Genomic DNA, 21,560 nt, shown 5'->3' on the forward strand with positions numbered 1-21,560 from the left:
CCCGCGAAAACGCCCTTCTCACCGAGTAATGTCCCACCTGAGAAGACGATCACGAGGAAGGACGGCTCAATGCTCTCCCGCCTGTTTGCCCCCAAGGTGACGGTCAGCGCCCACTGCGACCTCCCCTGCGGCGTGTACGACCCCGCCCAGGCCCGCATCGAGGCCGAGTCGGTCAAGGCTGTCCAGGAGAAGTACCTGGCGAACGAGGACGCGCACTTCCGCGCCCGCGCCACGGTCATCAAGGAGCAGCGCGCGGAGCTCGCCAAGCACCACGTCTCGGTGCTCTGGAGCGACTACTTCAAGGCCCCGCACTTCGAGAAGTACCCCGAGCTCAACCAGCTGGTCAACGACACCCTCAAGGCCCTCTCGGCCGCCAAGGCGTCCACCGACCCCAAGACGGGCGAGAAGGCGCTGGAACTCATCGCCGAGATCGACCGCATCTTCTGGGAGACGAAGAAGGCCTGATCCAGGCCCCTCCCGCCCTCTGCTCGATAGCAGGTCAGAGGGCAAATGGAACGGCCCGCCCGGTCACCCCTGGGCGGGCCGTTGCCATTTCCAAGATCAAATGGGAGAGGGATGGGAGACGAGGTGGGCGAGGGTCACCCAGACCGGCGGTGCGCCCAGTCCTCGCCGACCGATTCCTCGGCGCCCTGCGACGCCTCCCACAGCTTCTGTAGCCCCTTCGCGATGGCGAGCTCCATCTCTCCGGACGTGTGCGAGTACGTGCCCTCCACGCCCTTCAGCTTGTGGCCCATCCGCTCCTCGACCGCCACCCGCGGGTGGCCCTGGCCGTCGAGCCAGACCTTGTGCCCGTGCCGGGTGCCGTGCGGAACCATGTCCTCGACCCCGGCTACGGCCGGCAGCGCCTTCTGGGCGGGGCGCCCGCGGCGCTTCGGCTCCTCGTCCTGCCCGTTCAGCAGCGGGTGCCAGAACCGGCCGTAGAACTGATCGTCCACCCGGAGAGGGCGCCCGCGCTGCGACGGGAAGACCAGCGTGCCGTGAGCGTTCGTGGCCAGCTGCTCGGCCAGGAGGTCAGCGAGGAACGGCGGCAGGATCAGGGTCCGGTACGAGCTGTACTTCGGCGGGACCAGCGTGAACCCCTTCGGCAGGAGCAGCTTCCGCTTGACCCGAAGGCGGGCATCCACGTCGATCTCGTTCAGCTCGGCGATCTCGCCCGCGCGGGCTGGGTCCGCGAGCCGCAGCTCGGAAATCGACTCGCAGGTCTCGCCCTTCACCACCTCATGCTTGGCGTGGGCCGACAGCCACTGCCCCTGCCACTGCACCCGGAGGTGCCGGCCGTACTCCAGGCCGAGCAGGCGGAGCTGATCCCTGCGCAGGCCAGCGACTTCTCCCATGCGCATGCCGGTGTAGGCCATGGTCAGGATCATCACGTACCACTGGTCGCCGCGGAGGGCGCGCGCGTTCTCGGCGATGAGCAGGGCCTGCTTGGGAGTGGGCCAGACGTACGTGTCCTCGGTGTCCACGGGCGCGTGCCGGCCGCGGCGGCGCTTCGACTTGGCGGGCATGGGGTTGAAGGGGATGAGGCGCTCTTCGACGGCGTCGTCGAGCAGCATGCGCAGCATGCCCTCGATGCCGTCCACGTAGTTCTTGCTGAACTCGTCGGAGAGCTTGTTGCGCCAGGCCTTGTAGGCGGTGGCCGTGATGTCTCCGAGGGGGGTGTCTTTCCACTTGGGGAGGATCACCGCGTTGAGTCGGCTGTGGTAGGTGCGGTCGCTGGTCTCAGCGACGTCCATCACCTTGATCCATTCGTCCGCCCATGACCCGAGGGTCTGGCGGCCGTCCTTGGGGTTGACGAAGACCTTCCGCTGGACGTCGGTCTCCTGCGCCCGGCCGTGGTCGAGAGCGTCTTGCTTCGTCTCGAAGCCACTCGCCGAGTCGTACTTGCCATCTGGCAGTTGGTACCGGACCCGCCAGGTCTTGCCGCGCTTCTCTGCGTACGCCACAGTGCCGCCCTCCCGGTGCGGACGGTGGCCGACAGGCACCCCTGACTGCCGATCACCTACTCATGGACTGCTTACGCGGCACGGCGGAGCGGGCAACTCTGCTCGCACGCGTCGCAGTCACCTCCTTGACGACTGATCAACTCCCGCGCCTGCCGCCTGATGACCGGGTCGGTACGGACTTTGGACGTCGCTACGCACACGATCTTCTCGCCGACCTTGCCAGCCATGCCGATGAACCCCGGCACAGGGTCGTACGCGATGAACTCGTGCATGGGCCTCCCTTCGGTGCGGTGGAACCCCAGTGGTTGCGAGCATCACACGTTGAACGTTCGACCGAAAGGCATATGTCAGAAGACAGAATCGAACGCTCCGTAACGATGTCGTTACAGCAGGAAGGTTGTACAGCTAGGGGGTTGAATCTTCACCCTCAGGCGGAATCACGCCGCGTTGACGGAGCATCTCCACGATGCCCTTCTCCAGCTCGGCCATCTTCCCGGCCGGCATATCCGGGGTCACCGCGATGACGACATCCCGGACACTCTTCCTGGCCGCCTCGTCGATGTTGACGGCCGGCGCGAACCGGGCGCCGCCGGAGATGTCGCCAGCCAACGGCGCCTCTTCCAGCCCATCGAGGATGGCGTGGCATGCGCCGGGCGCCCAGGTGAAGGCCTTCTCGACGGCGGAGTAGGTGACGTCACGAACTGCCTGCGCGGTCTCGACGCGCATGTACGTCGTGTGCGTGAGGCCGGCCGCCTTGGCTGCGTCCACCTTGTGCCAGCCGAGTTCTCGGCGGCGATGGATCACGAGCTTGGCGAGTCTCAGCCTGTCGGCGTGGCTGGGGGTGGTCATGCCCTCATGGTCCCAGGAACTCCTAGGTACCGCCAGGAACAGCTTTCAGCCTCTACGAGTCCATGACAGTCCCTTGAGGATTCCTTAAGACGGAATGGCAGGCTCCTCGCAACTCCTGCTAGTTACTGCCTGGTACTGCTAGAAGCTGCTAGCAACTCCTGTTAGGTTCTCTTCATGCAGGCACCCCGACCCACTTTCGAGGTGGACGGGGCGGCCATCAGGAAGATCCGCATGTCACGCGGTGTCCCGATCGCCGACCTCGCCCGTCGCACAGGCATCACCCCCAGCTATCTCTCGCGGCTGGAAACAGGCGTACGCCGCAACATGCGCCCGCCGAAGTACGAGGCCCTCCGCGAAGCGCTCGGCCTGCCGCCCGACACCACTCAGCTCCTTGCCGTGAGCGAGGACCGACACCCACCGAGGTGACCCCATGGCGACGCTGACCGCCGTACCCACCATCGAGGACTTCACCGACGTCATGGAGACGGCCCGCCGTCTCGGCATCGGTGCCCGCCGTCTCCGCGACGGCGTGAACCACATGGGCTTCCCCGCCCACCGCATGGGCCGCCGGCTGATGTTCAGCCCGCAGGACCGGGCGGAGATCGCGGCCATGCACCGCATCCCGGCGCAGGCGAAGCGCCGCCGCCGCGCCGCCTGACCAACGAAACGGGGCCGCCCGGACGGCCAGGTCCAGGAAGCCCCTCGGCACCTCACTGCACAGAGAAGAGGAACCGTGATGCAGAACCATATCCCCCAGACGCAGGACCCGTTGGTCGTCACCACGAACGACGGCACCGTGTGGCAGCGCTCCGGCGTGACCCGCTCCGGCCGAGGCTTGTACGCCATCGAGGGCGTGACCCCCTGCCCCGAGCACGTCATGGCGACGCTCGCCGAGCTGGCAGAGCACGGCATCAAGCCGCTGTCCCAGCCGCTCGCCCCGCAGACCGAGGACGTCACCCCGCAGGTGCAGCAGCTGCGCGCGCTCCTCGCCGGCCAGCGCGCGGCGACGGCCGGCGAGTTGGCCGAGCAGCGGCACCTCGTCGACCCGCTGGACCACGCGCTCGAGGCCCTCGCCCCGCGCACGCAGACGGGTGGCGACCGATGACGATGGCCCCGATCGCCGTACGCCTCGCGCCGGGTGCCCTGGTGGGCCGACTGTCGGCCGCGATCCTGCGGCAGACCACGCTCCTGTCCCTCGTCGCCGACTGGGCGGACGAGGAGTCGCGGGAGAACGTGCTCGCCACCCTCGACAACCTGGCCGTCGTCGCGGCGGACCCGACGGACGAGAACGAGATCCACCGCCGCGTGCTGGCCGTGGAGTGCGCCGCCGAGATGGACCCGGCCGACGTGGCGGTGACCCTCGACGAGCTGCTCCGCCTCCGCGACGAGACGGACCGCGTGATCAACGAGATCCGCAGCACCCACGTGCTCCTCGTGGGGCGGCTCGGATGACCCACGACCCCCGCCCCTGCCGCCTCTGCGCGCCGCTCCGCCACCCCTCGCAGCGCGACACCCGCCGCGCGCTCCCCCTGCTGCTCCCCGCCCAGACCCGGAGGCCCTCGTGACGACCGCCGAACCCATGACCGTCGAGCAGGGCGCCGCGCTCATTGGCAGCCCGCAGCCGATTCGGCGCGCTCCGAAGCCCGCACACCGCCCGATCCGGACGTCCGACGACATCGCCGCCGAGGTCGCCGAGCGGTTCCGGAAGGACACCGCCGGCCACGAGCTGCGGATCCTCCACGACGACGGCCTCCACCGCCACCTCCTCCTCCGGAACCCCCGGAACTCGGAGTACTGGTACGAGCTCATCACCTGGCCCGGCTCCCTGGCGGTTCGGGGCGACGTCGGCGACGGCTACGTGTTCACCCGGCTCACCGACATGTTCGAGTTCTTCCGCAGCGAGCGCGGGGGCATCAACCCGCACTACTGGGCGGAGAAGCTCGGCGGTGGCCGCCGCTCGGTGCAGGAGTACTCCGAGGACGTGGCGCGCCAGCGCATCGCCGAGGAGTTCGTCGAGGCCGTCCGTTGGAGCGACACCCCGCCCGGGCTCGGCAAGGCCCTGCGCGCCGAGGTCCTCAACCGGAGCATGCACCACGAGGCCGAGGCCCGCGAGCTCATCGACGACTTCGAGTTCAAGGGTTGGACCTTCGGCCAGGACACGTGGGAGTGGGACCTCCGCGACTACGACCCGGCGTTCCTGTGGTGCTGCCACGCGATCGTGGCTGGCATCGCCCTGTACGACCGCGCGGCCAAGCCCCCGCCGCGGCTCCGGACCGCGTGGGAGTCCGCCCGGCGCAGCCGCGCCCAGCTGCGGACCCAGGTCGCCAAGCTGGAGACCGAGCTGAAGAAGTACGTCGGCGCCGAGCCGACGATCGCCGAGGAGATGGCCTACCTCAGCAGCTGCCTCGACGCCGTGCACGACCTGTGCGACGCCGCCGAGAAGCAGGCCACCCGCTGGGAGCAGCCGCTCCCCGTGCCCGAGTGGGTCACCACCGTCCGAGCCGCCATCGACAACGCCGCTGCCCCGGCCACCACCACGCCGAGCACGCTGCGCTGGGACCGGACCGTCCTGCCGCCGGACGGCAACGACCCGAACACCATCGTCTGTTGCACCAACACGGACACCGGACGGCCGGCCGCGCTGTTCCTCGACCCGCTCGAGCGGACCCGCCTCGCGCTCTGCCTCGCCGACCCCGGCGACGTGTCCGGGCAGGCCGCGCGCCGCGAGTTCCTCCGCCAGCAGATCACCGCCCAGGGCGGCCGCTGGAAGTCGTCCCGCGTCCTCCGCCTCTACGCCGAGCACGGCTACCAATCGCCAGTCTCCCGCACCGCCCGCAACGACCTCGCCGCCCTCCACGAGGAGGGGCTCCTCGTCGTCCACGACGAGCCGGGCGTCCGCTACTACACCCCGAAGGGGGCCCGATGACCAACACCCGCACCGGCTACCTCCTGGCCGCGATCCAGGACGAGCCCGGCCCCGTCACCACCCACCGCGCCGAGGAGATCCTCGCCGCCTCCCCCTACTCCCACCACCGCAACTCGGCCCGCCGGTCGCTCCGGTCGCTGACCCGCGCCGGCCACCTCGCCGCCACCGACACCGGCGGCCGCCGCACCTACACCCCGACCGGAGCCACCACCTGATGAGCACCACCTCGCGCGCCGGGGCCCCGGCCCCGGCCGCCGAGCCCATCGCCCCCGGCCTGTACCCGGACCTCACAGCCGAGGCGTACCACGGCGACCGCTGGTCCCTCTCATCCAGCGGCGCCCGGAAGATCCTCGACTCCTGCCCCGCGATCTTCCGGCACGAGCAGGACCACCCGCAGCCGCCGAAGAAGACGTTCGACCTCGGACACGCCGCGCACCGCCTGGTGCTCGGTGACGGGCCCGAGCTCGTCGTCATCGATGCGCCGCGCTGGGACACCAAGGCCGCGAAGGCCGAGGCCGCCGCCGCCCGCGACGCCGGTGCTGTCCCCCTCAAGCAGCACGAGTTCGACCAGGTCCAGGAGATGGCGGCCGCGATCCGCCGCGAGCCCGCCGCGGCCGCGCTGTTCGCCGACGGCTCCGGCCGCCCTGAGGTGTCCGGGTTCTGGCTCGACGAGCCCACGGGCGTGACGCGCCGGGTCCGGTTCGACTGGCTTCCGGATCGCCGTCCCGGACGGCTGATCATCCCCGACTACAAGACGTGCGTCAGCGCCGACCCGGTCGACCTGGGGAAGGCGATGGCCACCTGGGGCTACCACCAGCAGGCCGACTGGTACGAGGCCGGCGCCCGCGCGCTCGACCTCGCCGACGACGACGCCGTCATGGTCTTCGTCTGCCAGGAGAAGGCCCCGCCCTACGTCGTCACCGTGTTCCAGCCCACGGCCGTCGCCATGCAGATCGCCGCCGCAAAGAACCGCCGCGCGCTGGAGGTCTTCGCCGAGTGCACGGCCACCGGCGTCTGGCCGCCGTACGCCGACGACGTCGTCCCCCTGTCCCTTCCCCCGTGGGCCGAAGCCCGCGACACCGAGGAGTACCTGTGACCGAGCTCGCCGTCCCCGACACCACCACCCCGCCGGCCGTCCCGGACCCCGCGGCCCCGACGACGTCCGCGCTGCTGCTCTGGGCCAACGAGGCCCGTCAGGCCGCGCTCGTCGCCGAGTCCCTCGCCCGCACCTCGTTCGTCCCCGCGTCCCTCCGCGGGAAGCCGGAGGACATCACGGCCGCGATCCTCGCCGGGCAGGAACTCGGCCTCCCGCCGATGGCCACGCTCCGCTCGATGGACGTCATCGGCGGCACGCCCGCCCTCCGCGCTCACGCCATGCGGGGACTCGTCCAGTCCCACGGCCACGAGGTCGAGCTCCTCGACTCCAGCTCCGAGCATTGCCACATGCGTGGCCGCCGGAAGGGCAGCGACCAGTGGCAGGAGGTCACCTGGACGATCGAACGGGCCGCTCAGCTCGGCCTCACCGGGAAGCCGGAGTGGAAGAAGCAGCCGCAGACCATGCTCGTCGCCCGCGCGACCGGCGAGATCTGCCGCCTGATCGCCTCCGACGTCCTGCACGCCATGCCGTACGCGGCCGAGGAACTCCACGACGACGCCCCGACGACCACCGTCGAGCGCGTCACCCTCGCCGAGATCACCGGTCAGGACGAGGCGGTGGCGTCGTGAAGTTCCCGCTCATCACCCGCCGCAGTGCACAGGCCGCCGTCGACGTCGCCACCGCCGGCCTCCGCCACCAGCTGGAGCAGGCCCGCGCCGAGGCCGCGCGGGAACGAGGCCACCGGCAGCGCGCGGCGGCCCACGCAGTGCAGCTCGCCGAACGCCTCGACGAGGTCACCGCCGCCAACCAGTCGTACGACGTCGGCCCGTGACCGCACCGACCCCCGCGCCCGGGATGCCGATTCCCCTCCCGGGCGCGGGCACCAACTGGCGGATCTTCGGCCAGTGCCGCGACGAGGACCCCGAGCTGTTCTTCCTCAAGACCCACGCCGGCCGCCGCAAAGCGCTCGCCGTCTGTGCCAAGTGTCCGGTCCGGGAACGGTGCCTTGCCGAAGCCCTCGCCGAAGAGGGCGGGCGGAACACCGGTGACCGCCACGGCATCCGCGGCGGCACAACCCCCACCGGCCGCCAGAAGCTCCACGCCCGCACGGCCAAGACCGCCACCTGAACCACCCCGCAACCCTCCAGGAAGAAGCCGCACATGCCGTGGGTCCGTCTCGACGACCGCTTCCCGTCGCACCGCAAGGTCGCGCTGCTGTCCGACCGGGCCTTCCGGCTGTACACCTCCGCCCTCTGCTGGTCCTCCGAGAACCTCACCGAGGGCCGGATCCTCCCGCAGGAGCTGCCGCTCGTCGCCAGGATCCGTGGGCACAAGGCGGCCGCCGCCGAGCTGGAGACCGCCGGCCTGTGGGACCAGGCCGAGGTCGGATGGGTTATTCACGACTACCTCGTGTACAACCCCGACCGGGCCCGGGTGCAGGCCGACCGTCAGGCGAACGCCGCCCGACAGCAGGCGTTCCGAGACCGGAAGAAGGCCGAGCGCGACGCCGCCCGTAACGAGGGCAGTAACGCCCCGAGTAACGGCGTTACGCCCGGGTCGGAATCGGGCCCGGATGACACGACGGACGCACGAACGCGACACGAAGACGACACGAACGCGCGTCGAGACCACCCGGCAAATCAACCATCGCCGCAGGTCAACGACATCCGTAACGGCGTTAGTAACGGCACCCCGTCCCCGTCCCCGTCCCAGGTACTCCCTACGGGAGTACCTCAACAACTCCCCGCCGTGCACGAAGGCGCCACGAAGTCCGTGGTTCCCGCCTCCGGAAGAGGAGAAGCCGAACCCCTCATCCAGGCCATGAACGCCCGCGGCATGACCGTCGCCTGGAAGTTCAGCGGCGAGGAGTGGATCTCCCTCCGCGACGCCATCCGCCTCGTCGGCGTCGCCCTCCTCGTCGAGCACGCCGAGCGCGTCTGGCGGGCGGCCAAGACCCCGCCGTTCTCCGCGCGCTACTTCCTCCCCGGCTGGACCAGCCTCCAGCCCCCCACCACCTACACCGGACCCCGCCCCGTCACCGGGCCGCCGTCCGCCGCCGAGGAGTACCTCGCCGACATGCAGGACATCGCCGCCGAAATCCACGCCAAGCGCATTGCAGGAGGTGCCTGATGGAACCCGAGCAGATCCCCCAGCTCATCGCCGAGATCGCCCTCGCCGACCACCGCGTCCGCCGCGAAGACAAGATCGAACGCCGCGCCCAGGTCCTCATGTGGGCAGGCATCCTCGCCGACGTCCCGTACGACGCCGCCGTCCGCTACGCCCACGAGCACTACACCCGAAGCACGTGGCCGATCATGCCCGCCGACATCGCCACCCGCTGGACCGCCGCCGTCGCCGACCGCCTCGGCCGCCACATCGGCACGTTTGAGCCGACGGCCCACCCCGAGCTCCACCCGGACGACGAGGCCGGCTACCGGGCCGCGCTCGCCGCCGAACGCCACGCCGTCGCCGTCGGCACCCAGCCCCCGAACGAACTCCGGGCCATCACAGCGGGCCCGGCCGCCGCCGACGTCCAAGCCCGCCTCGACCGCATGGGCACCTACATGCCCGCGTCGGTGAAGGAGACCCTCGCCGAACTCCGGCCCGACGCCGTCGAGCGCGAGCGCCTCATCCGCTCCGGACTCTCCGACCCCCGCAGCGTCACCTGCCCGTGGGAGGCCTGCCGCGCCCGCCAGGGCCAGCGCTGCCAGACCAACGGCCGTGACCGCCGCGACTACCACCCGGCCCGCGTCGAGGCCGCACACCGCACCGGAGCCGCTGCATGACCGTCCTCCTGCTCCCGCCCGCGACGCACAGCATCGTCGCCCTCGACGTCGAGCCGCTCGCCGTTGGCCCCCGCTTCGTCCGTACGCTCGCCATGAGCCGGTGGCACCGGCCCCGCACCGGCGTCCAGTTCCCCGAGGCCCGCATCTCGTACACCGTGTGGTGCGGGCAGCATGTCGGCAGCCATCGTCCTGGCGGCATCCTCACCGCCGAGGAGCCGCCCGCCGGCGACCTCGTCTGCGCCACCTGCGAGGGCCGCGCCATCGGCGCCGGACAGGAACAGCAGACCCCCGACGGCCGGCCGCTCGTCTTCAGCCCCCAGGGCCTCACCCCGCCCCGGCACTGCCCCGGCTCCCGCACTGGCCTCTACCGGCTGCTCTCCGGCGGCACGACCGGCCAATGCCTCGCCTGCGGCGACACCCACCCGCTCCGCGCCATGGGCGGGCCGTACGACTCCCGCTACGCGATCGTCCAGCACGACCCCGGCGTCGGACTCGTCGCGCCCTGCCCGTTCCACCGCTGGCGGCAGCCCCACCTCGACGGCACCGCCGTGCGCTGCTCCTGCGGCCGCCCGATGACCGCCCCGAAGGGAGCCCAGTGAGCGTCGCCTGCCGCGTCTGCGGCCGCCGTCTCCGCTCCCGCCGCTACGCCGCCGCCGGCGTCGGGCCCGTCTGCGCCCGCAAGGTCCGCGCGCCCGGCGCGGCACCGGCCGCTGACCGGCCGCCCGTCGAGCACTGCCCCGGCCAGACCACCATCCCCCTCGGCCCCGGCATTCCTGCTGCCGCCGTCGCCGTCGTCGAGGCCGCCCTCGACGACGCCGACCGCCTCGGCGAGACCGGCCACGCCCGCGCCGAACGCGCCGCCCTCTACCTCGCCTCGTCCGGCTGGACCATCACCCCCGCAGGAGGCACCGCATGATGCGCCGTCCGTTCCGCCACGACGACGCCCCCACCGTCACGGACCTGTTCTCCGGACTCGGCGGCGCATCCGAGGGCCTCAAGGAAGCCGGATGCCGGATCACCCTCTGCATGAACCACGACCGCGTCCAAGTCGCCGCCCACCAGGCCAACCACCCGGACACGATCCACCTCGTCGAGGACATCAACGCCTACGACAAGCGCAGTCTCCCGCGCACCCGAATCCTGTGGGGCTCGCCGATCTGCACCGAGATCAGCCCCGCCGGCGGGCGCCGCCGCAACCGCGGACAGCTCGTCCTCGACGGCAGCGCCTCGCCCGCATTCGAGCGGACCCGGGCGACCGCACTCGACATCCTCGCCGCCACCGAGGTCCACCGGTACGACGCCATCCTCTGCGAGAACGTCATCGAGTTCGCCACCGACTGGGCGCTGTTCGACTGGTGGCTGAAGGGGATGGAGATCCTCGGCTACAACGTCCAGATCGTGTGCGCCTCGTCGGCGCACCTCGGCGGCGGCGACAACCTCCTCGCACCGCAGCACCGGGACCGGCTCTACATCGTGTTCACCCGGGCCGGCATCCCGCTGCCCGACCTGGAGGTCCGGCCGGAGGCCGTGTGCCCCGGCTGCGGGCCGGTCCGGGCGCGGCAGGTCTGGCGCAACGACCGCCGCCGGAAGATCGGGAAGTGGGGCATCCAGTACGACTACCGCTGCCCGAACCGGGCGTGCGGCCACCTCATCCTCGACCCGACCGTCCGACCGATCTCCGAGGTCATCGACTGGGACCGGCCCGGCACCCGGATCGGCGACGGCCGCCCGGACCGCAAAGCGTTCACCCCGTACGCCGAGTCCACCCGGGCCCGGGTCGCGGCTGGCCTGGCGAAGTTCGGCGACGCCCCGCACGTCGCCGTTCTCCGCAGGAACACGATGCCAGTCGCTGTCACCGACGCAGTGCCGGCCGTCTCCGCGCAGGGCAAGCACCACGCCCTGATCGTCCCGAACGGCCGCAAGGGCGCCGTCCGCACGACGGCCGAGCCGCTCACCACCGTCGCGTGCAAGCCCCACCACTCCCTCGTCCGGCCAGCGCCGACCGTCGAGGACTGCACCCTCCGCATGCTCACCCCGCGCGAGCTCGCCTCCGCGCAGCGATTCCCCGGCGACTACGTCCTGCCGGACACCACCCAAGAGGACCAGATCCTCGGCGTCGGCAACGCCGTATCGGTGAACGCCGCCCGCTGGCTCGGCGAGCGCGTCCTCGCCGTCCTCGCCTGACCCACCACCAGGAGCGCCATCGTGAACACCTGCGGCATGTGCGAGACCCCCGTTGAGCACGCCTACCTCTGCCCCGGCTGCACCCGAGCCCTCGCCGACCGGCTCCAGCGCATGCCGCGCCTCTACACCGCCCTCGGCGCCTTCCTCGCCCCGTCGGCAGCCCGCGAGCCCGGCGGCGGCCGTACGGGCCGCGCCGAAGCCCCCCTGCCCGTCTCCGAACCCGTCCTCAACCTCCGCGGACCCGGCGGCATCGTCGGCATCCTCGAGGACTGGCGCGCTGCCCTCCACACCGCCCGCCGCTGGGCCCCGCCCTCCCCCACCGTCGGCATCCCCAACCGCGTCGCACTCGCCTCCACCGCACTGCTCCACTCCATCGACTGGATCAGCAGCTGCTGGCCCGAGGCCGGCGACCTTGCCCGCGAAATGCGGGACCTCGACGGCGACATCGCCAGCATCACCGGCGCCCGCGAGCGCCCCCGCGGTCTGCGCCTCGGTCCGTGCCCTGCCGAGCACGCCGACGGCACCCTCTGCGGCGCCATCCTCCGCCTCGCCCCCGGCGGCCAGCTTGTCACCTGCCAGTGGTGCACCACCACCTACCCGCCCGCGACGTGGACCGCGCTCCGCGACCTCATTCACCACGACACGGCACAGGCCGCCTGATCACGGCGACGCCGGCGGCTCCAGGGTCCACACCTCGGGGCCGCCGCCGCGCCACTCGATTGGCGGCCACGCCTCCGCGTCCAGCCAGCCCGCGCGCCGGAGAAACTCCACCAGGTCCGTCAGCGAGAACGCGCGCCCCGAGATCTCGCCGTCGATCCGGACCGTCCGCCCGCCCTCGTCGTCCGGCGGATTCACCACCACGTGCGGCTGCGCCTGCTCCTCATCCATGGGCCCACCCTGGATCCGGACGGCCTGGACAGCATCCGGACTGGTCCGGACAGGCGAAAGCCCCCGCCGGACAGATCCGGACGGGGGCCTCGCGCTACTCGGCGGCCTTGCGTGGTCGGTGCGTCCCGGACCCGCTGTACCCGCGCAGGATGTCCTGGACGGTGCTGGGTGAGGTCCCGACCCGCGCGGCGATCTGGCGGACCGAGACTTCGGCCTCGCGTAGCTCCAGGACCAGTGCCCGGCGTTCCTTCTGCCACGTCTTGTTGCGCTCCACCTGCGCGGCCATGGTCTGGCTCATCGCCCGGACGCGCTCCTCCCGATCCTCGATGCGCTCCACGGCGTCCAGGGCTTCCGACACCAGCCGCACCTCCTCTTCGTTCACAGCCGCACCTCTCCATCCGGGTGGGCTACTTGCCAAGAGTGTATGGGTCCCATACGCTCCATGGAAGTAGCCCAGCTACAACGCACAACGGCCCCGGCCGGAGTTCGCAGCTCCATTCGGCCGGGGCCCAGCCCACCCCTGACGACACCAGGAGAAGGCCATGACCGAGCGTACCCACCTGCCCATCCAGGACGAAGCCCTGCGACAGACCCGAGCCGACGACACCATTCGGCACGGAATCCGCTGGATCGCCGACCGCCTCACCACCCTGCGCCCCGGCGACGAGATGACCCCCAACGCCCGCCAGGTCCTCGCCATGCGGTACGCCCTCGACACCTACGGCGACACCGGTATCGGCGGAGCCTGCTGCGCCATGCTCCTGAAGCGCATGCCCGCCGTCGACCGCGACCTCAGCCGCGGCGAGTACGCCCTCATCATCCGCCCCGCCGCCCAGGGGGCGCAGAGCTGATGGACACCCCCACCTACGGGCCGGCACCCGAGCCCGACCGCACTCCGCGGCCCAGCCAGATCCTCGCCGAACCCGCCACCCACGCCGCCTGCGCCCGCGACTACGAGCAGGCCGCCCCCATCCGCGCCACCATCGACAAGCAGGGCACCCGATGAAGCCCCGCCTCCCCAGCGCGCCCCCCATCCTCTACGGCGCCTACGCCCTCGCCGGCCTCTCCCTCGTCTGGTCCGGCTACGCCATCACCGATCTCATCAACAGCGGCTGGTTCGGCCTCTCCGTCGCCCTCGCTGGCGACATCGGCTGGATCACCGTCATGTGGGCCGAGCACAAGCGGCTTGGCGGCCGGTACGCCACCGCCGCCGGATGGGTCATCGCCCTCATGGTCGGCGCCCTCCTCGTCCTCCACGGCGTCCTCGCCCACGACCTCGGCCAGGCCATCGCCGGACCGTTCGTCGTCCTCGTCGGCAAGACCGTCGCCCAGTTCGCCCTCCTCGCCATGCAAGACCCGGCCGCCCTCACGGCCGAGCAGGAGGCAGAGATCAACGACGTCATCCGCGACAGCGAGTACAAGGCCCGGATGCACGCCGCCCAGCTCGACCAGTTCGACCGTGAGGCCGAGGCCACGATCGCCCGCATCAAGGCGGAGGCTCGGGTGACGCTCGTCCGCGACGACGAGGACTTCCGGATCGGCATGGAGCGCCTAGAGAAGCGAGCAGCAATCGAGCGGAACAGCCGGATCGCGATCGCCCCGATCACGCCCGAGCAGACCCCGATCACGCACGCGAGCACCACCGAACAGCCCACGAACACCGACCAGCGCACCACCGTCAACAAGATCATGGGATGGGCTCCGACCAGCCCGAACAGCGATCGCGAGCAGTGGAGCATCACCGAACTAGCCCGCGAACAAGTCGCGAACACTGCTGACAACGCGCTCGCCATCCGGGCCGTCCTGGCCCTCCGCCCCGACGCCAACGAACAGTCCGTTGCTGCCACGGTTCGCCGTGTTCGCAAGCAGCTCGACGCCCGCGGAGGCTACCGATGATCTGGGCAACCCTCGGCGGCGTCACCATCGGACTCGCCCTCCTCATCCGCCACCTCATCCAATGGTGGCCCGGCCTCAAGGCCCTCCAGGACGCACCCCTCCAGCACGCCGGCCGCCTCCTCCCGTTCCTCGCCGCATGGTGCTACGGCGCCCTCGCCATCCTCACCGTCGGCGGACTCATCGGCTGGGCCGCCGACACCACCCTGTGGATCTCGAACTGGCTCGGCGACGCCGCGCTCGTCTGGGGCGTCGGCGGCACTGCGGGCGTCTCCTCCCGCGGCACCAGCTACCTGCCCCTCACCCAGACCGGCGGCGCGATCGTCCTCCTCATGACCGTCGCCCTGGTTGCTGCCATCAAGAAGTCCGCCCGCGGCCAGGACCTCAAGGCCGGCGCCTGGTGCGGCATCTGCCTCGGCACCAGCGCGGGCATCGCCGGATTCGCCGCGGTCCCCCTCGCGCAGGCCGCCAACAGCATCGGCGCCACCGTCTACGGGGCCATCGCATGACCGCCCACGAAACGCCCGAGGAGGAGCCGGAGCGCTCCTCCCGGACGGCCGGCGGATGCGCGCTCCTCTTCCTCGGCGGAATCCCCCTGGCGGCCGTGTTCGCCGTCTCATCGGAGGCCGGAGTCCTGGCCACGGTCGGCGCGACGGTGGGCGCTGTGTGGTGGTTCGTGCGACGCGTGCCCCATGCAGCTAACCCCGCTCCCCCACCGCCCTCAGAAGGGGCTGACGACAAGAAACCCCAGTTCACAGTGATGGCCGACGAAACGAACCCCCACCGCTCTCGCGTCGTGTGGCACGCCCAGAAGGAGGCCTGACATGGCCCTGCGTCAACCCAAGCCCGCCCCCGACGACCCCCGCCTCAAGGGCCACGAGACCGTCTACAGCTCCTCCCGCGGCGGCTGGGTCAAGCCCGACCCGAAGCCCACCCCCGGCACCCCGAAAAAGTAGGAGAGCCCGCCGTGGACCTCACCGACCAGCAGCTCGCCCAGCTCGTCGCCGTCATCACCCTCGCCGCCGGGAACAACCCGGAGAAGATGAAGGCCGGCCTCGCCCTGCACGACCTGACCGACGACGACATGAAGCGGGCCCTGTACTACCTGGAGTCCAACCGCCCCATCCTCGGACGCTGACATAGCTCCAACTGTCAGTGGCCGCCCGTACCGTGGCAGTCAGTCCCCATTCGCTGCGGCTGGCTGCCCGCGACTCGGACCCCGCCCCGCCCTACCAGGACAGCGCCCGGTACGGCGGGGCGCATCATGTACCCATGAACACACCCCTCGTCGTCGACACCCACGCAGCTGCGGCAGCCACCGGAACCCGCCCCGGAACCCTGCGCCAGTGGCTCCGCCGAGGCCACCTCACCCACCACGGCCACGACCGCGCCGGCCGCGCGCTCGTCGACCTCCACGAGCTGCAGCAGCGCGTCGCGGCCAAGGCCGCTTGATCCGCACCCCAACGGGGTGTAACACTGACCCCACATCCGGCATGCCCGGACACCGACAGGCCCGCCACCGAGCGGGCCTTCGTCATGTCACGAGACGGTCACCCACGTCCCCAGCCCACACGCGATCCGGCACGCTGACCCGATGCGCAGACTCACCACCGCGGCCCTCGCCGCCAACCTCCTCCTCGCCCTCACCGCATGCGGCACCGCCGACAACCCGCCCGCCACACCCACCGACAAGGGCGGCGCCGAAGCCTCGACCAGCAAGCCGTCCGCGAAGGTGTACACCTACCAGGACTGCGTAGCCCTCCTCGACTACGACTTCAGCCAGGGCACACCACAGGACGCCTCCAAGGACCCCGAGTGCGCCCACCTCACCGCCGCCGAGTACGCGAAGGCCGTCGGCGAAGTCCTCACCAAGCACAAGGACGAGATCATCCCCACCAGCACTCCGTAGACGAGGAGGCGCCCGTGCCCAGCAACCCCCGCAGCGGGCGCCCCTACCGCCGCCTCGTCGCCGCACAGAAGGCCCTCGGGCTGCCCTGCGCGCGCTGCGGCGGCTACATCAACCCGGCGCTGGACCCCCGCAGCGGCTGGTCGTTCACCCTCGACCACATCGTCCCCCTGTCGAAGGGTGGCAGCCTCCTCGACCCCGCCAACGCCCGCAGCATGCACCGCCGGTGCAACTCGGCCAGGGGTAACAGGACGGCCACCACAGCGCCGATGCGGGCCTCACGGAGGTGGTGACGATGCCCCGCGCTTTGACCGTGCTCGTCTGGCTCACAGGTGGCGCCCTCGTCTACCTGGCCACCCTCGGCCTTCAGGCCCTCGGCTGGTACGGGCGGTAACCCAGTGCTGTACGTCGTCACCGGCCCGCCGGCCGCAGGCAAGAGCTCATGGATCCAAGCTCACGCCACAGCGCGTGACATCGTCATTGACCTCGACCTCATCACCGTCGCCCTCACCGGACCCGGCGCACCCCACTGGAACCACGACCCGCTGCACCAGAAGGTCGCCCAGCGCGCCCGATACGCAGCCATCGATGAGGCCTGTCGACACCTCGACCAGCTCGACGTCTACCTCATTCACACGCTTCCCGACCGCAAAGCGCTCGCGCGGTACAAGCGCCTCGACGCCAAGGTCGTAGCCGTAGATCCAGGCGAAGCGATCGTCATGCAACGCATCGAAGCCATGCGCTCGCCAGCCATGCAGGCCGTCGCCACCAAGTGGTACCGCCAGAAGGCCCGACTCCCCCGACCGGCAATGCCCCAGGCATCCCGCGACTGGTAGCCCACCCTCACCCAACCCCACACCCCCAACAGCCCGGCACACGCCACCGCAACCAGGGCCACACAGCCCCAAGCCGCCGGCGCCAACCGGGCTCGACCCGGGGAGGTGGGTCGAAACTCCAGCAAGAGGGCGGGCGACCCAAAAGCTCTTGTCGCCCGGTTTTGCGCGTGGCCCGATCCCAAGAGGTGATCATGGCCCTTGTCAACCCCTTTGCCCATCTTTCTCTGAATTTGCTTGAGTGAATCACGATCGGTTGGGGTGATCATGAACGAGGAGGCAACCAGAGTCGAACTCGAACGGCTCGGCGTCATGGACACTCACCCCGGCCTCTCTGAGCTGGCACTTTCCCTCGCCCGGTCCGCTGATCAGGCCGACGCCCCCACTGCCCTGGCGGCGGTTGCGGCTCAGCTCCGGGCGGTCATGAAGGACCTTTGCAGTTTGGCAACTCCGGTCGAGGAGGGGGACTCGCTCGATGACCTCGCTGCTCGACGCGCCAAGCGTCTCGGTGCCTGACCCCGCTACCGGCTCGCAGGCCCCTCGGATCACGACCGTGCCGTCAACGCGGCTGTCCTCCTCGGGGCAAGAGGCCGTTGAGCTGGCCGCACTTGCTGGGCTGAAGCTCGACCCCTGGCAGCAGCATGTCCTCGACCTTGGTCTCAGCGAGCGAGCCGACGGCCGCTGGTCGGCGTTCGAGGTGGCGGTGAACGTCCCTCGCCAGAACGGCAAGGGCGGAATCATCGAGGCCCGGCAGCTGGCTGGTCTGTTCCTCCTCGGCGAGAAGCTGATCCTGCACTCGGCGCACGAGTTCAAGACCAGCATCGTCGCGTTCAAGCGGATCGAGCAGCTCGTCATGGGATGCCCTGACCTGCGGAAACGCGTGCTCCGGGTGCGACGGACGACGGGCGAGGAGGCGATCGAGCTCGTCACCGGGCAGACGCTGCGCTTCCTGGCCCGCTCTGGCGGGTCCGGTCGTGGCTTCACAGGGGACTGCAACATCCTCGACGAGGCGATGATCCTCGGCGACGACGCGATGGGCGCGCTGATGCCGACCATGTCAGCAGTCCCCAACCCTCAGATCTGGTACCTCGGCAGCGCGGGCATCGGCGGACTGTCAATGCAGCTCGGCCGTTTGCGGAACCGCGCCATGGCCGCTGTGGAGTCCGGAGAGCCGGATCCCTCGCTGGCGTACTTCGAGTGGTCGGTGGATCCGCACAGGGCCGAATGCGGTCCGGCGTGCACTGTGCACGCGGACCCGGACGATCCGGCCGCGTGGGCAGTCGCTAACCCGGCGCTGGGCATCCGGATCACGCAGGAGCACGTCCGCAATGAGCGGCTCAGCATGGGCTCGGGCGGCATCTTCGAGCGTGAGCGACTCGGTGTGGGCAACTACCCGAGCGACGGGGCAGATACGTGGCAGGTCATTGGCGAGGACGCGTGGCGGGCGCTGGCGGACCCGCAGTCCCGGTCCGAGGGCCCGATGGCCATGGCGGTCGATGCCACGCCGGAACGGTCGCATGCGGTGATTGCCGTAGCGGGCCCGTGGCGGGGCGGTACGCACGTTGAGGTCATCGACCACCGGCCCGGCATGGGCTGGGTTGTCGAGCGGGCGAAGGAGCTGCACGAGCGGCACAAGCCGCGTGCCTGGGTCGTGGACGCGGGCGGGCCAGCTGGGTCCCTGCTCCAGGACCTCGCGGACACGCTCGGCGTGGAGATCGTCTCGCCGAAGCCGAGGGAGATCGCCCAAGCCGTCGGCCAGTTCTACGACGCAGTCGCCGAGCAGGGGATTAGTCACCTGGACCAGCCGCCCCTCGCGGTGGCTCTGGCGGGCGCGCAGAAGCGCCCGCTGGGCGATGCGTGGGCGTGGGCCCGGCGCGGTGCCGGTGTGGACATCAGTCCGCTGGTGGCGGTCACGCTGGCCCGCTGGGGGCTCGGTGCCGAGGTCGAGGATGAAAGGGCGCCGATCCTGTGGTGAAGCTGCTGTGGGCCGTGGAGGTCCTGTCCGTGCTTGTGGCCCTCGCGGGGGTCGCGCTCATCTACCTGCCGGCCGCGCTGATCGTGGGCGGAGTCCTTGGGGTCCTCGCCGGTGAGCGGGCCCTGAACGGCCGGAGGGAGAAGACGTGAGCCTCTTCGGTCTCTTCGAGCGCCGGTCGCTGGAGAACCCTGCTGTGCCGCTGACGGACGCTTCCCTGCTGGATTGGATGGGCGGGCAGCCGACGAATGCGGGCGTGTCGGTGTCGGAGACGTCGAGCCTGCACATGCCGGCGGTGTGGCGGTCGGTTGCGGTGATCGCGGGGGTGTCGGCGGCGCTGCCGCTGCACACCTACCGGACCGGGACGAAGGACCGTACGGACTCGGCGCTGCTGGACGATCCGCATCCGGAGCTGACGCCGCTGGAGTTGTGGCGGCTGGCGTACGTGCACCGGGTGTTGTGGGGCAACGCCTACGTGCAGAAGCTGCGGGCACCATCGGGGCAGGTCAAGGAGCTGTGGCCGGTCAGCCCGGACAGGGTGCAGGTCGACCGGGAGCCGCCGTCCGACGGGAACCCGTCGGGGAAGTGGTTCTGGGTCACGGACGACTGGGGCAAGCAGTGGCGGCTGACGCCGCGCGACATTCTCCACATCCCCGGTCTCGGCTACGACGGGCTCACCGGCTGCTCGCCGGTCCGGGCCGCGGCGCAGGGCATTGGCCTTGCGCAGGCGGCTGAGACCGGGGCGGCGAAGCTGTTCGGCGCCGGCAACCTTGTGAGCGGCGTGCTGCAAACCGAGCAGCGGCTCACGCAGGAGCAGGCCGTGGCGCTGAAGTCGCGGTGGCAGGCGAAGATGTCGGGCATCCAGAACGCCCACGAGGTGGCCGTCCTCGACGCCGGCGCGAGCTTCCACCCGGTGACGATGCCGCTGAAGGACTCCCAGTTCCTGGAGTCCCGCGAGTTCCAGGTCACCGAGATTGCGCGGATGTTCGGCGTCCCGCTCTTCCTGCTGATGGAGTCGAGCAAGTCGACGTCGTGGGGTACGGGGTTGGAGCAGCAGGCGCAGGGCTGGGTGACGTTCGACCTGGGGCCCACGTGGCTGTCGCCGACAGAGCAGCGGATCACGAAGGAGCTACTGCCCTCCGGGGACTACGCCCACTACGCGCTGCAGGGGCTTCTCCGCGGCGACAGTGCCGCGCGGGCCACGTTCTACCGCGCGATGCGGGACATCGGCGCGTTCTCCTCGAACGACATCCGCAACCTGGAGGATCTGCCGCCCATCGGTCCCGAGGGCGACATCTACCTGCAGCCCACGTACATGGCCCCGCTGGGGGTCAACCCGCTGGCCGACGACGGCGGCGGCGTAGTGAGCGCTGGCACCCGGGCGGCGGCGCTCATGGCTGAGGCTCAGCGTCTGCTGGCCGAGGCTTCCGATCAGGAAGGGAGGGGCGAGGATGCCCACGATGACAACCGGGGCTGAGCGGCGGCGCCTGTCCCTGACAGATGCTGGCCTGACGGTCCGCGCTGACGACGACGGGGGCGGTGCCCGGTTCGCCGGCTACGCGTCCGTCTTCAACTCACGGACCGCGATCGGGAACCCGCTGCGCTGGGGCTTCTACGAGGAGATCGCCCCCGGCGCCTTCTCGAAGACCCTCACCGAGGGCGACGCCCGCATGCTGATCGACCACGACAGCTACTACGTGGTGTCCCGCTCGTCGGCCGGCACGCTCGCCCTGTCCGAGGACGAGCGCGGCCTCGCGGTCGACTCCGCCCTCGACACGGAACTGTCGTACGTACGGGACCTGAAGGCGAACCTGCGGAACGGCAACGTGACCGGGATGTCCTTCGGCTTCTACGTGATCAAGGACGAGTGGAACTCGGAGACCATCGAGGTCGAGGGCGCCGACCCGGTCGACGTCGATGTCCGGGTGATCCGCGAGGTCCGCCTCATCGAGGTGTCCGCCGTCACCTTCCCTGCCTACCCCGAGACCGAGGCCGAGCTGAAGGCCGTCGCCCGAGCCCTCGACCACCGCGGCGACCTCGCCGCCGTCGAGGCCCGCGCCCGCTTCCGCCCGGAGCTCCTCGACCTTGTGCACATCGACCGCGAGCCGGGTGAGTCCACTCGCGGTGTGCAGCCTGCTGAGCCGGCCGTGTCCACTCAGCCGACAGGCCTGCCGCTCTCGATGCGCATGAACGCGCTGGCCGCCCGCTACGGGCTCCCGCGCTAGCAACACCTACCCATCCCCTGTCAGCCCCCTGGTGGGGC

Annotated in this window: 38 protein-coding genes; 33 read left to right on the top strand and 5 right to left on the bottom strand. The window is 70.8% G+C overall.

Annotated elements, in window-relative coordinates:
- The first annotated feature begins 69 nt into the window (after window positions 1-69).
- Entirely contained in the window at window positions 70-465 is a 396-nt protein-coding gene (gene sodN, locus ACZ60W_RS10355; RefSeq protein ID WP_360786109.1) for a superoxide dismutase, Ni, read from the top strand.
- Between the two features lie 134 nt (window positions 466-599).
- On the opposite strand, the gene ACZ60W_RS10360 is transcribed toward sodN, so the two are convergent.
- The 3 genes from ACZ60W_RS10360 to ACZ60W_RS10370 all read right to left on the bottom strand — a co-directional run bounded on the left by ACZ60W_RS10360 (window position 600) and on the right by ACZ60W_RS10370 (window position 2,813).
- A complete protein-coding gene (locus ACZ60W_RS10360) occupies window positions 600-1,964 on the bottom strand; it encodes a tyrosine-type recombinase/integrase (protein WP_469754927.1) in 1,365 nt (454 codons plus the stop codon).
- Between the two features lie 71 nt (window positions 1,965-2,035).
- Window positions 2,036-2,236: a hypothetical protein gene (locus ACZ60W_RS10365; protein WP_392301653.1), complete on the bottom strand. Its 201-nt coding sequence runs from the start codon at window positions 2,234-2,236 to the stop codon at window positions 2,036-2,038.
- 133 nt (window positions 2,237-2,369) lie between these two features.
- Entirely contained in the window at window positions 2,370-2,813 is a 444-nt protein-coding gene (locus ACZ60W_RS10370) for a hypothetical protein (RefSeq protein WP_392301652.1), read from the bottom strand.
- A gap of 174 nt (window positions 2,814-2,987) precedes the next feature.
- On the opposite strand from ACZ60W_RS10370, the gene ACZ60W_RS10375 reads away from it, so the two are divergent.
- The 16 genes from ACZ60W_RS10375 (at window position 2,988) to ACZ60W_RS10450 (ending at window position 12,465) form a co-directional block, all read left to right on the top strand.
- On the top strand, window positions 2,988-3,239 hold the full coding sequence (locus ACZ60W_RS10375) for a helix-turn-helix domain-containing protein (protein ID WP_392301651.1): 252 nt from the start codon (window positions 2,988-2,990) through the stop codon (window positions 3,237-3,239).
- Between the two features lie 4 nt (window positions 3,240-3,243).
- The gene (locus ACZ60W_RS10380) at window positions 3,244-3,471 is read left to right on the top strand and encodes a hypothetical protein (RefSeq protein WP_392301650.1); all 228 of its coding nucleotides are present in this window, start codon (window positions 3,244-3,246) and stop codon (window positions 3,469-3,471) included.
- A 78-nt stretch (window positions 3,472-3,549) separates the two neighbouring features.
- The gene (locus ACZ60W_RS10385; protein WP_469754928.1) at window positions 3,550-3,918 is read left to right on the top strand and encodes a hypothetical protein; all 369 of its coding nucleotides are present in this window, start codon (window positions 3,550-3,552) and stop codon (window positions 3,916-3,918) included.
- Window positions 3,915-4,265, top strand: coding sequence for a hypothetical protein (locus ACZ60W_RS10390; RefSeq protein WP_469754929.1), 351 nt, complete (start codon window positions 3,915-3,917; stop codon window positions 4,263-4,265). The genes ACZ60W_RS10385 and ACZ60W_RS10390 overlap by 4 nt, the downstream gene beginning before the upstream one ends.
- A gap of 109 nt (window positions 4,266-4,374) precedes the next feature.
- Window positions 4,375-5,739 (top strand): hypothetical protein, encoded by a 1,365-nt coding sequence (locus ACZ60W_RS10395; RefSeq protein ID WP_469754930.1) that lies wholly within the window; start codon window positions 4,375-4,377, stop codon window positions 5,737-5,739.
- Complete coding sequence (locus tag ACZ60W_RS10400; protein WP_469754931.1) at window positions 5,736-5,954, top strand: hypothetical protein; 219 nt, start codon at window positions 5,736-5,738, stop codon at window positions 5,952-5,954. The genes ACZ60W_RS10395 and ACZ60W_RS10400 overlap by 4 nt, the downstream gene beginning before the upstream one ends.
- Entirely contained in the window at window positions 5,954-6,835 is an 882-nt protein-coding gene (locus ACZ60W_RS10405; RefSeq protein ID WP_469754932.1) for a PD-(D/E)XK nuclease-like domain-containing protein, read from the top strand. The genes ACZ60W_RS10400 and ACZ60W_RS10405 overlap by 1 nt, the downstream gene beginning before the upstream one ends.
- Window positions 6,832-7,464, top strand: coding sequence for a hypothetical protein (locus ACZ60W_RS10410; protein ID WP_469754933.1), 633 nt, complete (start codon window positions 6,832-6,834; stop codon window positions 7,462-7,464). The genes ACZ60W_RS10405 and ACZ60W_RS10410 overlap by 4 nt, the downstream gene beginning before the upstream one ends.
- On the top strand, window positions 7,461-7,667 hold the full coding sequence (locus tag ACZ60W_RS10415; RefSeq protein WP_392301642.1) for a hypothetical protein: 207 nt from the start codon (window positions 7,461-7,463) through the stop codon (window positions 7,665-7,667). The genes ACZ60W_RS10410 and ACZ60W_RS10415 overlap by 4 nt, the downstream gene beginning before the upstream one ends.
- The gene (locus tag ACZ60W_RS10420; protein WP_469754934.1) at window positions 7,664-7,963 is read left to right on the top strand and encodes a WhiB family transcriptional regulator; all 300 of its coding nucleotides are present in this window, start codon (window positions 7,664-7,666) and stop codon (window positions 7,961-7,963) included. The genes ACZ60W_RS10415 and ACZ60W_RS10420 overlap by 4 nt, the downstream gene beginning before the upstream one ends.
- A gap of 33 nt (window positions 7,964-7,996) precedes the next feature.
- Window positions 7,997-8,965: a hypothetical protein gene (locus ACZ60W_RS10425; protein ID WP_469754935.1), complete on the top strand. Its 969-nt coding sequence runs from the start codon at window positions 7,997-7,999 to the stop codon at window positions 8,963-8,965.
- Entirely contained in the window at window positions 8,965-9,621 is a 657-nt protein-coding gene (locus tag ACZ60W_RS10430) for a zinc finger domain-containing protein (protein ID WP_469754936.1), read from the top strand. Before ACZ60W_RS10425 ends, ACZ60W_RS10430 begins: the two co-directional genes overlap by 1 nt.
- A complete protein-coding gene (locus ACZ60W_RS10435) occupies window positions 9,618-10,220 on the top strand; it encodes a hypothetical protein (protein WP_469754937.1) in 603 nt (200 codons plus the stop codon). The genes ACZ60W_RS10430 and ACZ60W_RS10435 overlap by 4 nt, the downstream gene beginning before the upstream one ends.
- Window positions 10,217-10,537 carry a DUF6011 domain-containing protein gene (locus ACZ60W_RS10440; protein ID WP_469754938.1) on the top strand — a complete coding sequence of 107 codons (321 nt, stop codon included), beginning with the start codon at window positions 10,217-10,219 and terminating at the stop codon, window positions 10,535-10,537. The genes ACZ60W_RS10435 and ACZ60W_RS10440 overlap by 4 nt, the downstream gene beginning before the upstream one ends.
- Window positions 10,534-11,805 (top strand): DNA cytosine methyltransferase, encoded by a 1,272-nt coding sequence (locus ACZ60W_RS10445; protein WP_469754939.1) that lies wholly within the window; start codon window positions 10,534-10,536, stop codon window positions 11,803-11,805. The genes ACZ60W_RS10440 and ACZ60W_RS10445 overlap by 4 nt, the downstream gene beginning before the upstream one ends.
- Before the next feature lie 21 nt (window positions 11,806-11,826).
- On the top strand, window positions 11,827-12,465 hold the full coding sequence (locus ACZ60W_RS10450; RefSeq protein WP_469754940.1) for a hypothetical protein: 639 nt from the start codon (window positions 11,827-11,829) through the stop codon (window positions 12,463-12,465).
- Here the strand turns inward: ACZ60W_RS10450 and ACZ60W_RS10455 are convergent, their stop codons facing one another.
- Both ACZ60W_RS10455 and ACZ60W_RS10460 read right to left on the bottom strand, forming a co-directional pair.
- On the bottom strand, window positions 12,466-12,693 hold the full coding sequence (locus ACZ60W_RS10455; protein WP_469754941.1) for a hypothetical protein: 228 nt from the start codon (window positions 12,691-12,693) through the stop codon (window positions 12,466-12,468).
- Window positions 12,694-12,787: 94 nt separating this feature from the next.
- Complete coding sequence (locus ACZ60W_RS10460; RefSeq protein WP_469754942.1) at window positions 12,788-13,075, bottom strand: helix-turn-helix domain-containing protein; 288 nt, start codon at window positions 13,073-13,075, stop codon at window positions 12,788-12,790.
- Between the two features lie 160 nt (window positions 13,076-13,235).
- Between ACZ60W_RS10460 and ACZ60W_RS10465 the strand changes: the two genes are divergently transcribed.
- The 16 genes from ACZ60W_RS10465 to ACZ60W_RS10540 all read left to right on the top strand — a co-directional run bounded on the left by ACZ60W_RS10465 (window position 13,236) and on the right by ACZ60W_RS10540 (window position 21,522).
- Window positions 13,236-13,544, top strand: a complete 309-nt coding sequence (locus tag ACZ60W_RS10465; protein WP_469754943.1) for a hypothetical protein — start codon at window positions 13,236-13,238, stop codon at window positions 13,542-13,544.
- Window positions 13,544-13,699, top strand: coding sequence for a hypothetical protein (locus tag ACZ60W_RS10470; RefSeq protein WP_469754944.1), 156 nt, complete (start codon window positions 13,544-13,546; stop codon window positions 13,697-13,699). The genes ACZ60W_RS10465 and ACZ60W_RS10470 overlap by 1 nt, the downstream gene beginning before the upstream one ends.
- Entirely contained in the window at window positions 13,696-14,589 is an 894-nt protein-coding gene (locus tag ACZ60W_RS10475) for a hypothetical protein (protein WP_469754945.1), read from the top strand. The genes ACZ60W_RS10470 and ACZ60W_RS10475 overlap by 4 nt, the downstream gene beginning before the upstream one ends.
- A complete protein-coding gene (locus tag ACZ60W_RS10480) occupies window positions 14,586-15,095 on the top strand; it encodes a hypothetical protein (RefSeq protein ID WP_469754946.1) in 510 nt (169 codons plus the stop codon). The genes ACZ60W_RS10475 and ACZ60W_RS10480 overlap by 4 nt, the downstream gene beginning before the upstream one ends.
- The gene (locus ACZ60W_RS10485) at window positions 15,092-15,409 is read left to right on the top strand and encodes a hypothetical protein (RefSeq protein ID WP_469754947.1); all 318 of its coding nucleotides are present in this window, start codon (window positions 15,092-15,094) and stop codon (window positions 15,407-15,409) included. Before ACZ60W_RS10480 ends, ACZ60W_RS10485 begins: the two co-directional genes overlap by 4 nt.
- A gap of 1 nt (window position 15,410) precedes the next feature.
- The gene (locus ACZ60W_RS10490; protein ID WP_469754948.1) at window positions 15,411-15,542 is read left to right on the top strand and encodes a hypothetical protein; all 132 of its coding nucleotides are present in this window, start codon (window positions 15,411-15,413) and stop codon (window positions 15,540-15,542) included.
- Window positions 15,543-15,553: 11 nt separating this feature from the next.
- The gene (locus ACZ60W_RS10495) at window positions 15,554-15,724 is read left to right on the top strand and encodes a hypothetical protein (protein ID WP_392301623.1); all 171 of its coding nucleotides are present in this window, start codon (window positions 15,554-15,556) and stop codon (window positions 15,722-15,724) included.
- A gap of 134 nt (window positions 15,725-15,858) precedes the next feature.
- A complete protein-coding gene (locus tag ACZ60W_RS10500) occupies window positions 15,859-16,038 on the top strand; it encodes a hypothetical protein (protein ID WP_469754949.1) in 180 nt (59 codons plus the stop codon).
- Between the two features lie 142 nt (window positions 16,039-16,180).
- Window positions 16,181-16,495: a hypothetical protein gene (locus tag ACZ60W_RS10505; protein ID WP_469754950.1), complete on the top strand. Its 315-nt coding sequence runs from the start codon at window positions 16,181-16,183 to the stop codon at window positions 16,493-16,495.
- Window positions 16,496-16,509: 14 nt separating this feature from the next.
- Window positions 16,510-16,785, top strand: a complete 276-nt coding sequence (locus tag ACZ60W_RS10510) for an HNH endonuclease signature motif containing protein (protein ID WP_469754951.1) — start codon at window positions 16,510-16,512, stop codon at window positions 16,783-16,785.
- 105 nt (window positions 16,786-16,890) lie between these two features.
- A complete protein-coding gene (locus ACZ60W_RS10515; protein WP_469754952.1) occupies window positions 16,891-17,328 on the top strand; it encodes a P-loop nucleotide/nucleoside kinase family protein in 438 nt (145 codons plus the stop codon).
- A gap of 258 nt (window positions 17,329-17,586) precedes the next feature.
- Complete coding sequence (locus tag ACZ60W_RS10520; RefSeq protein WP_469754953.1) at window positions 17,587-17,841, top strand: hypothetical protein; 255 nt, start codon at window positions 17,587-17,589, stop codon at window positions 17,839-17,841.
- Entirely contained in the window at window positions 17,801-19,300 is a 1,500-nt protein-coding gene (locus ACZ60W_RS10525; protein ID WP_469754954.1) for a terminase, read from the top strand. Before ACZ60W_RS10520 ends, ACZ60W_RS10525 begins: the two co-directional genes overlap by 41 nt.
- The gene (locus ACZ60W_RS10530; protein WP_469754955.1) at window positions 19,294-19,449 is read left to right on the top strand and encodes a hypothetical protein; all 156 of its coding nucleotides are present in this window, start codon (window positions 19,294-19,296) and stop codon (window positions 19,447-19,449) included. The genes ACZ60W_RS10525 and ACZ60W_RS10530 overlap by 7 nt, the downstream gene beginning before the upstream one ends.
- Entirely contained in the window at window positions 19,446-20,774 is a 1,329-nt protein-coding gene (locus ACZ60W_RS10535) for a phage portal protein (RefSeq protein ID WP_469754956.1), read from the top strand. Before ACZ60W_RS10530 ends, ACZ60W_RS10535 begins: the two co-directional genes overlap by 4 nt.
- Complete coding sequence (locus ACZ60W_RS10540) at window positions 20,758-21,522, top strand: HK97 family phage prohead protease (protein WP_469754957.1); 765 nt, start codon at window positions 20,758-20,760, stop codon at window positions 21,520-21,522. The genes ACZ60W_RS10535 and ACZ60W_RS10540 overlap by 17 nt, the downstream gene beginning before the upstream one ends.
- Window positions 21,523-21,560: the final 38 nt, after the last annotated feature.

Source organism: Streptomyces sp. NPDC104202, assembly GCF_055584185.1.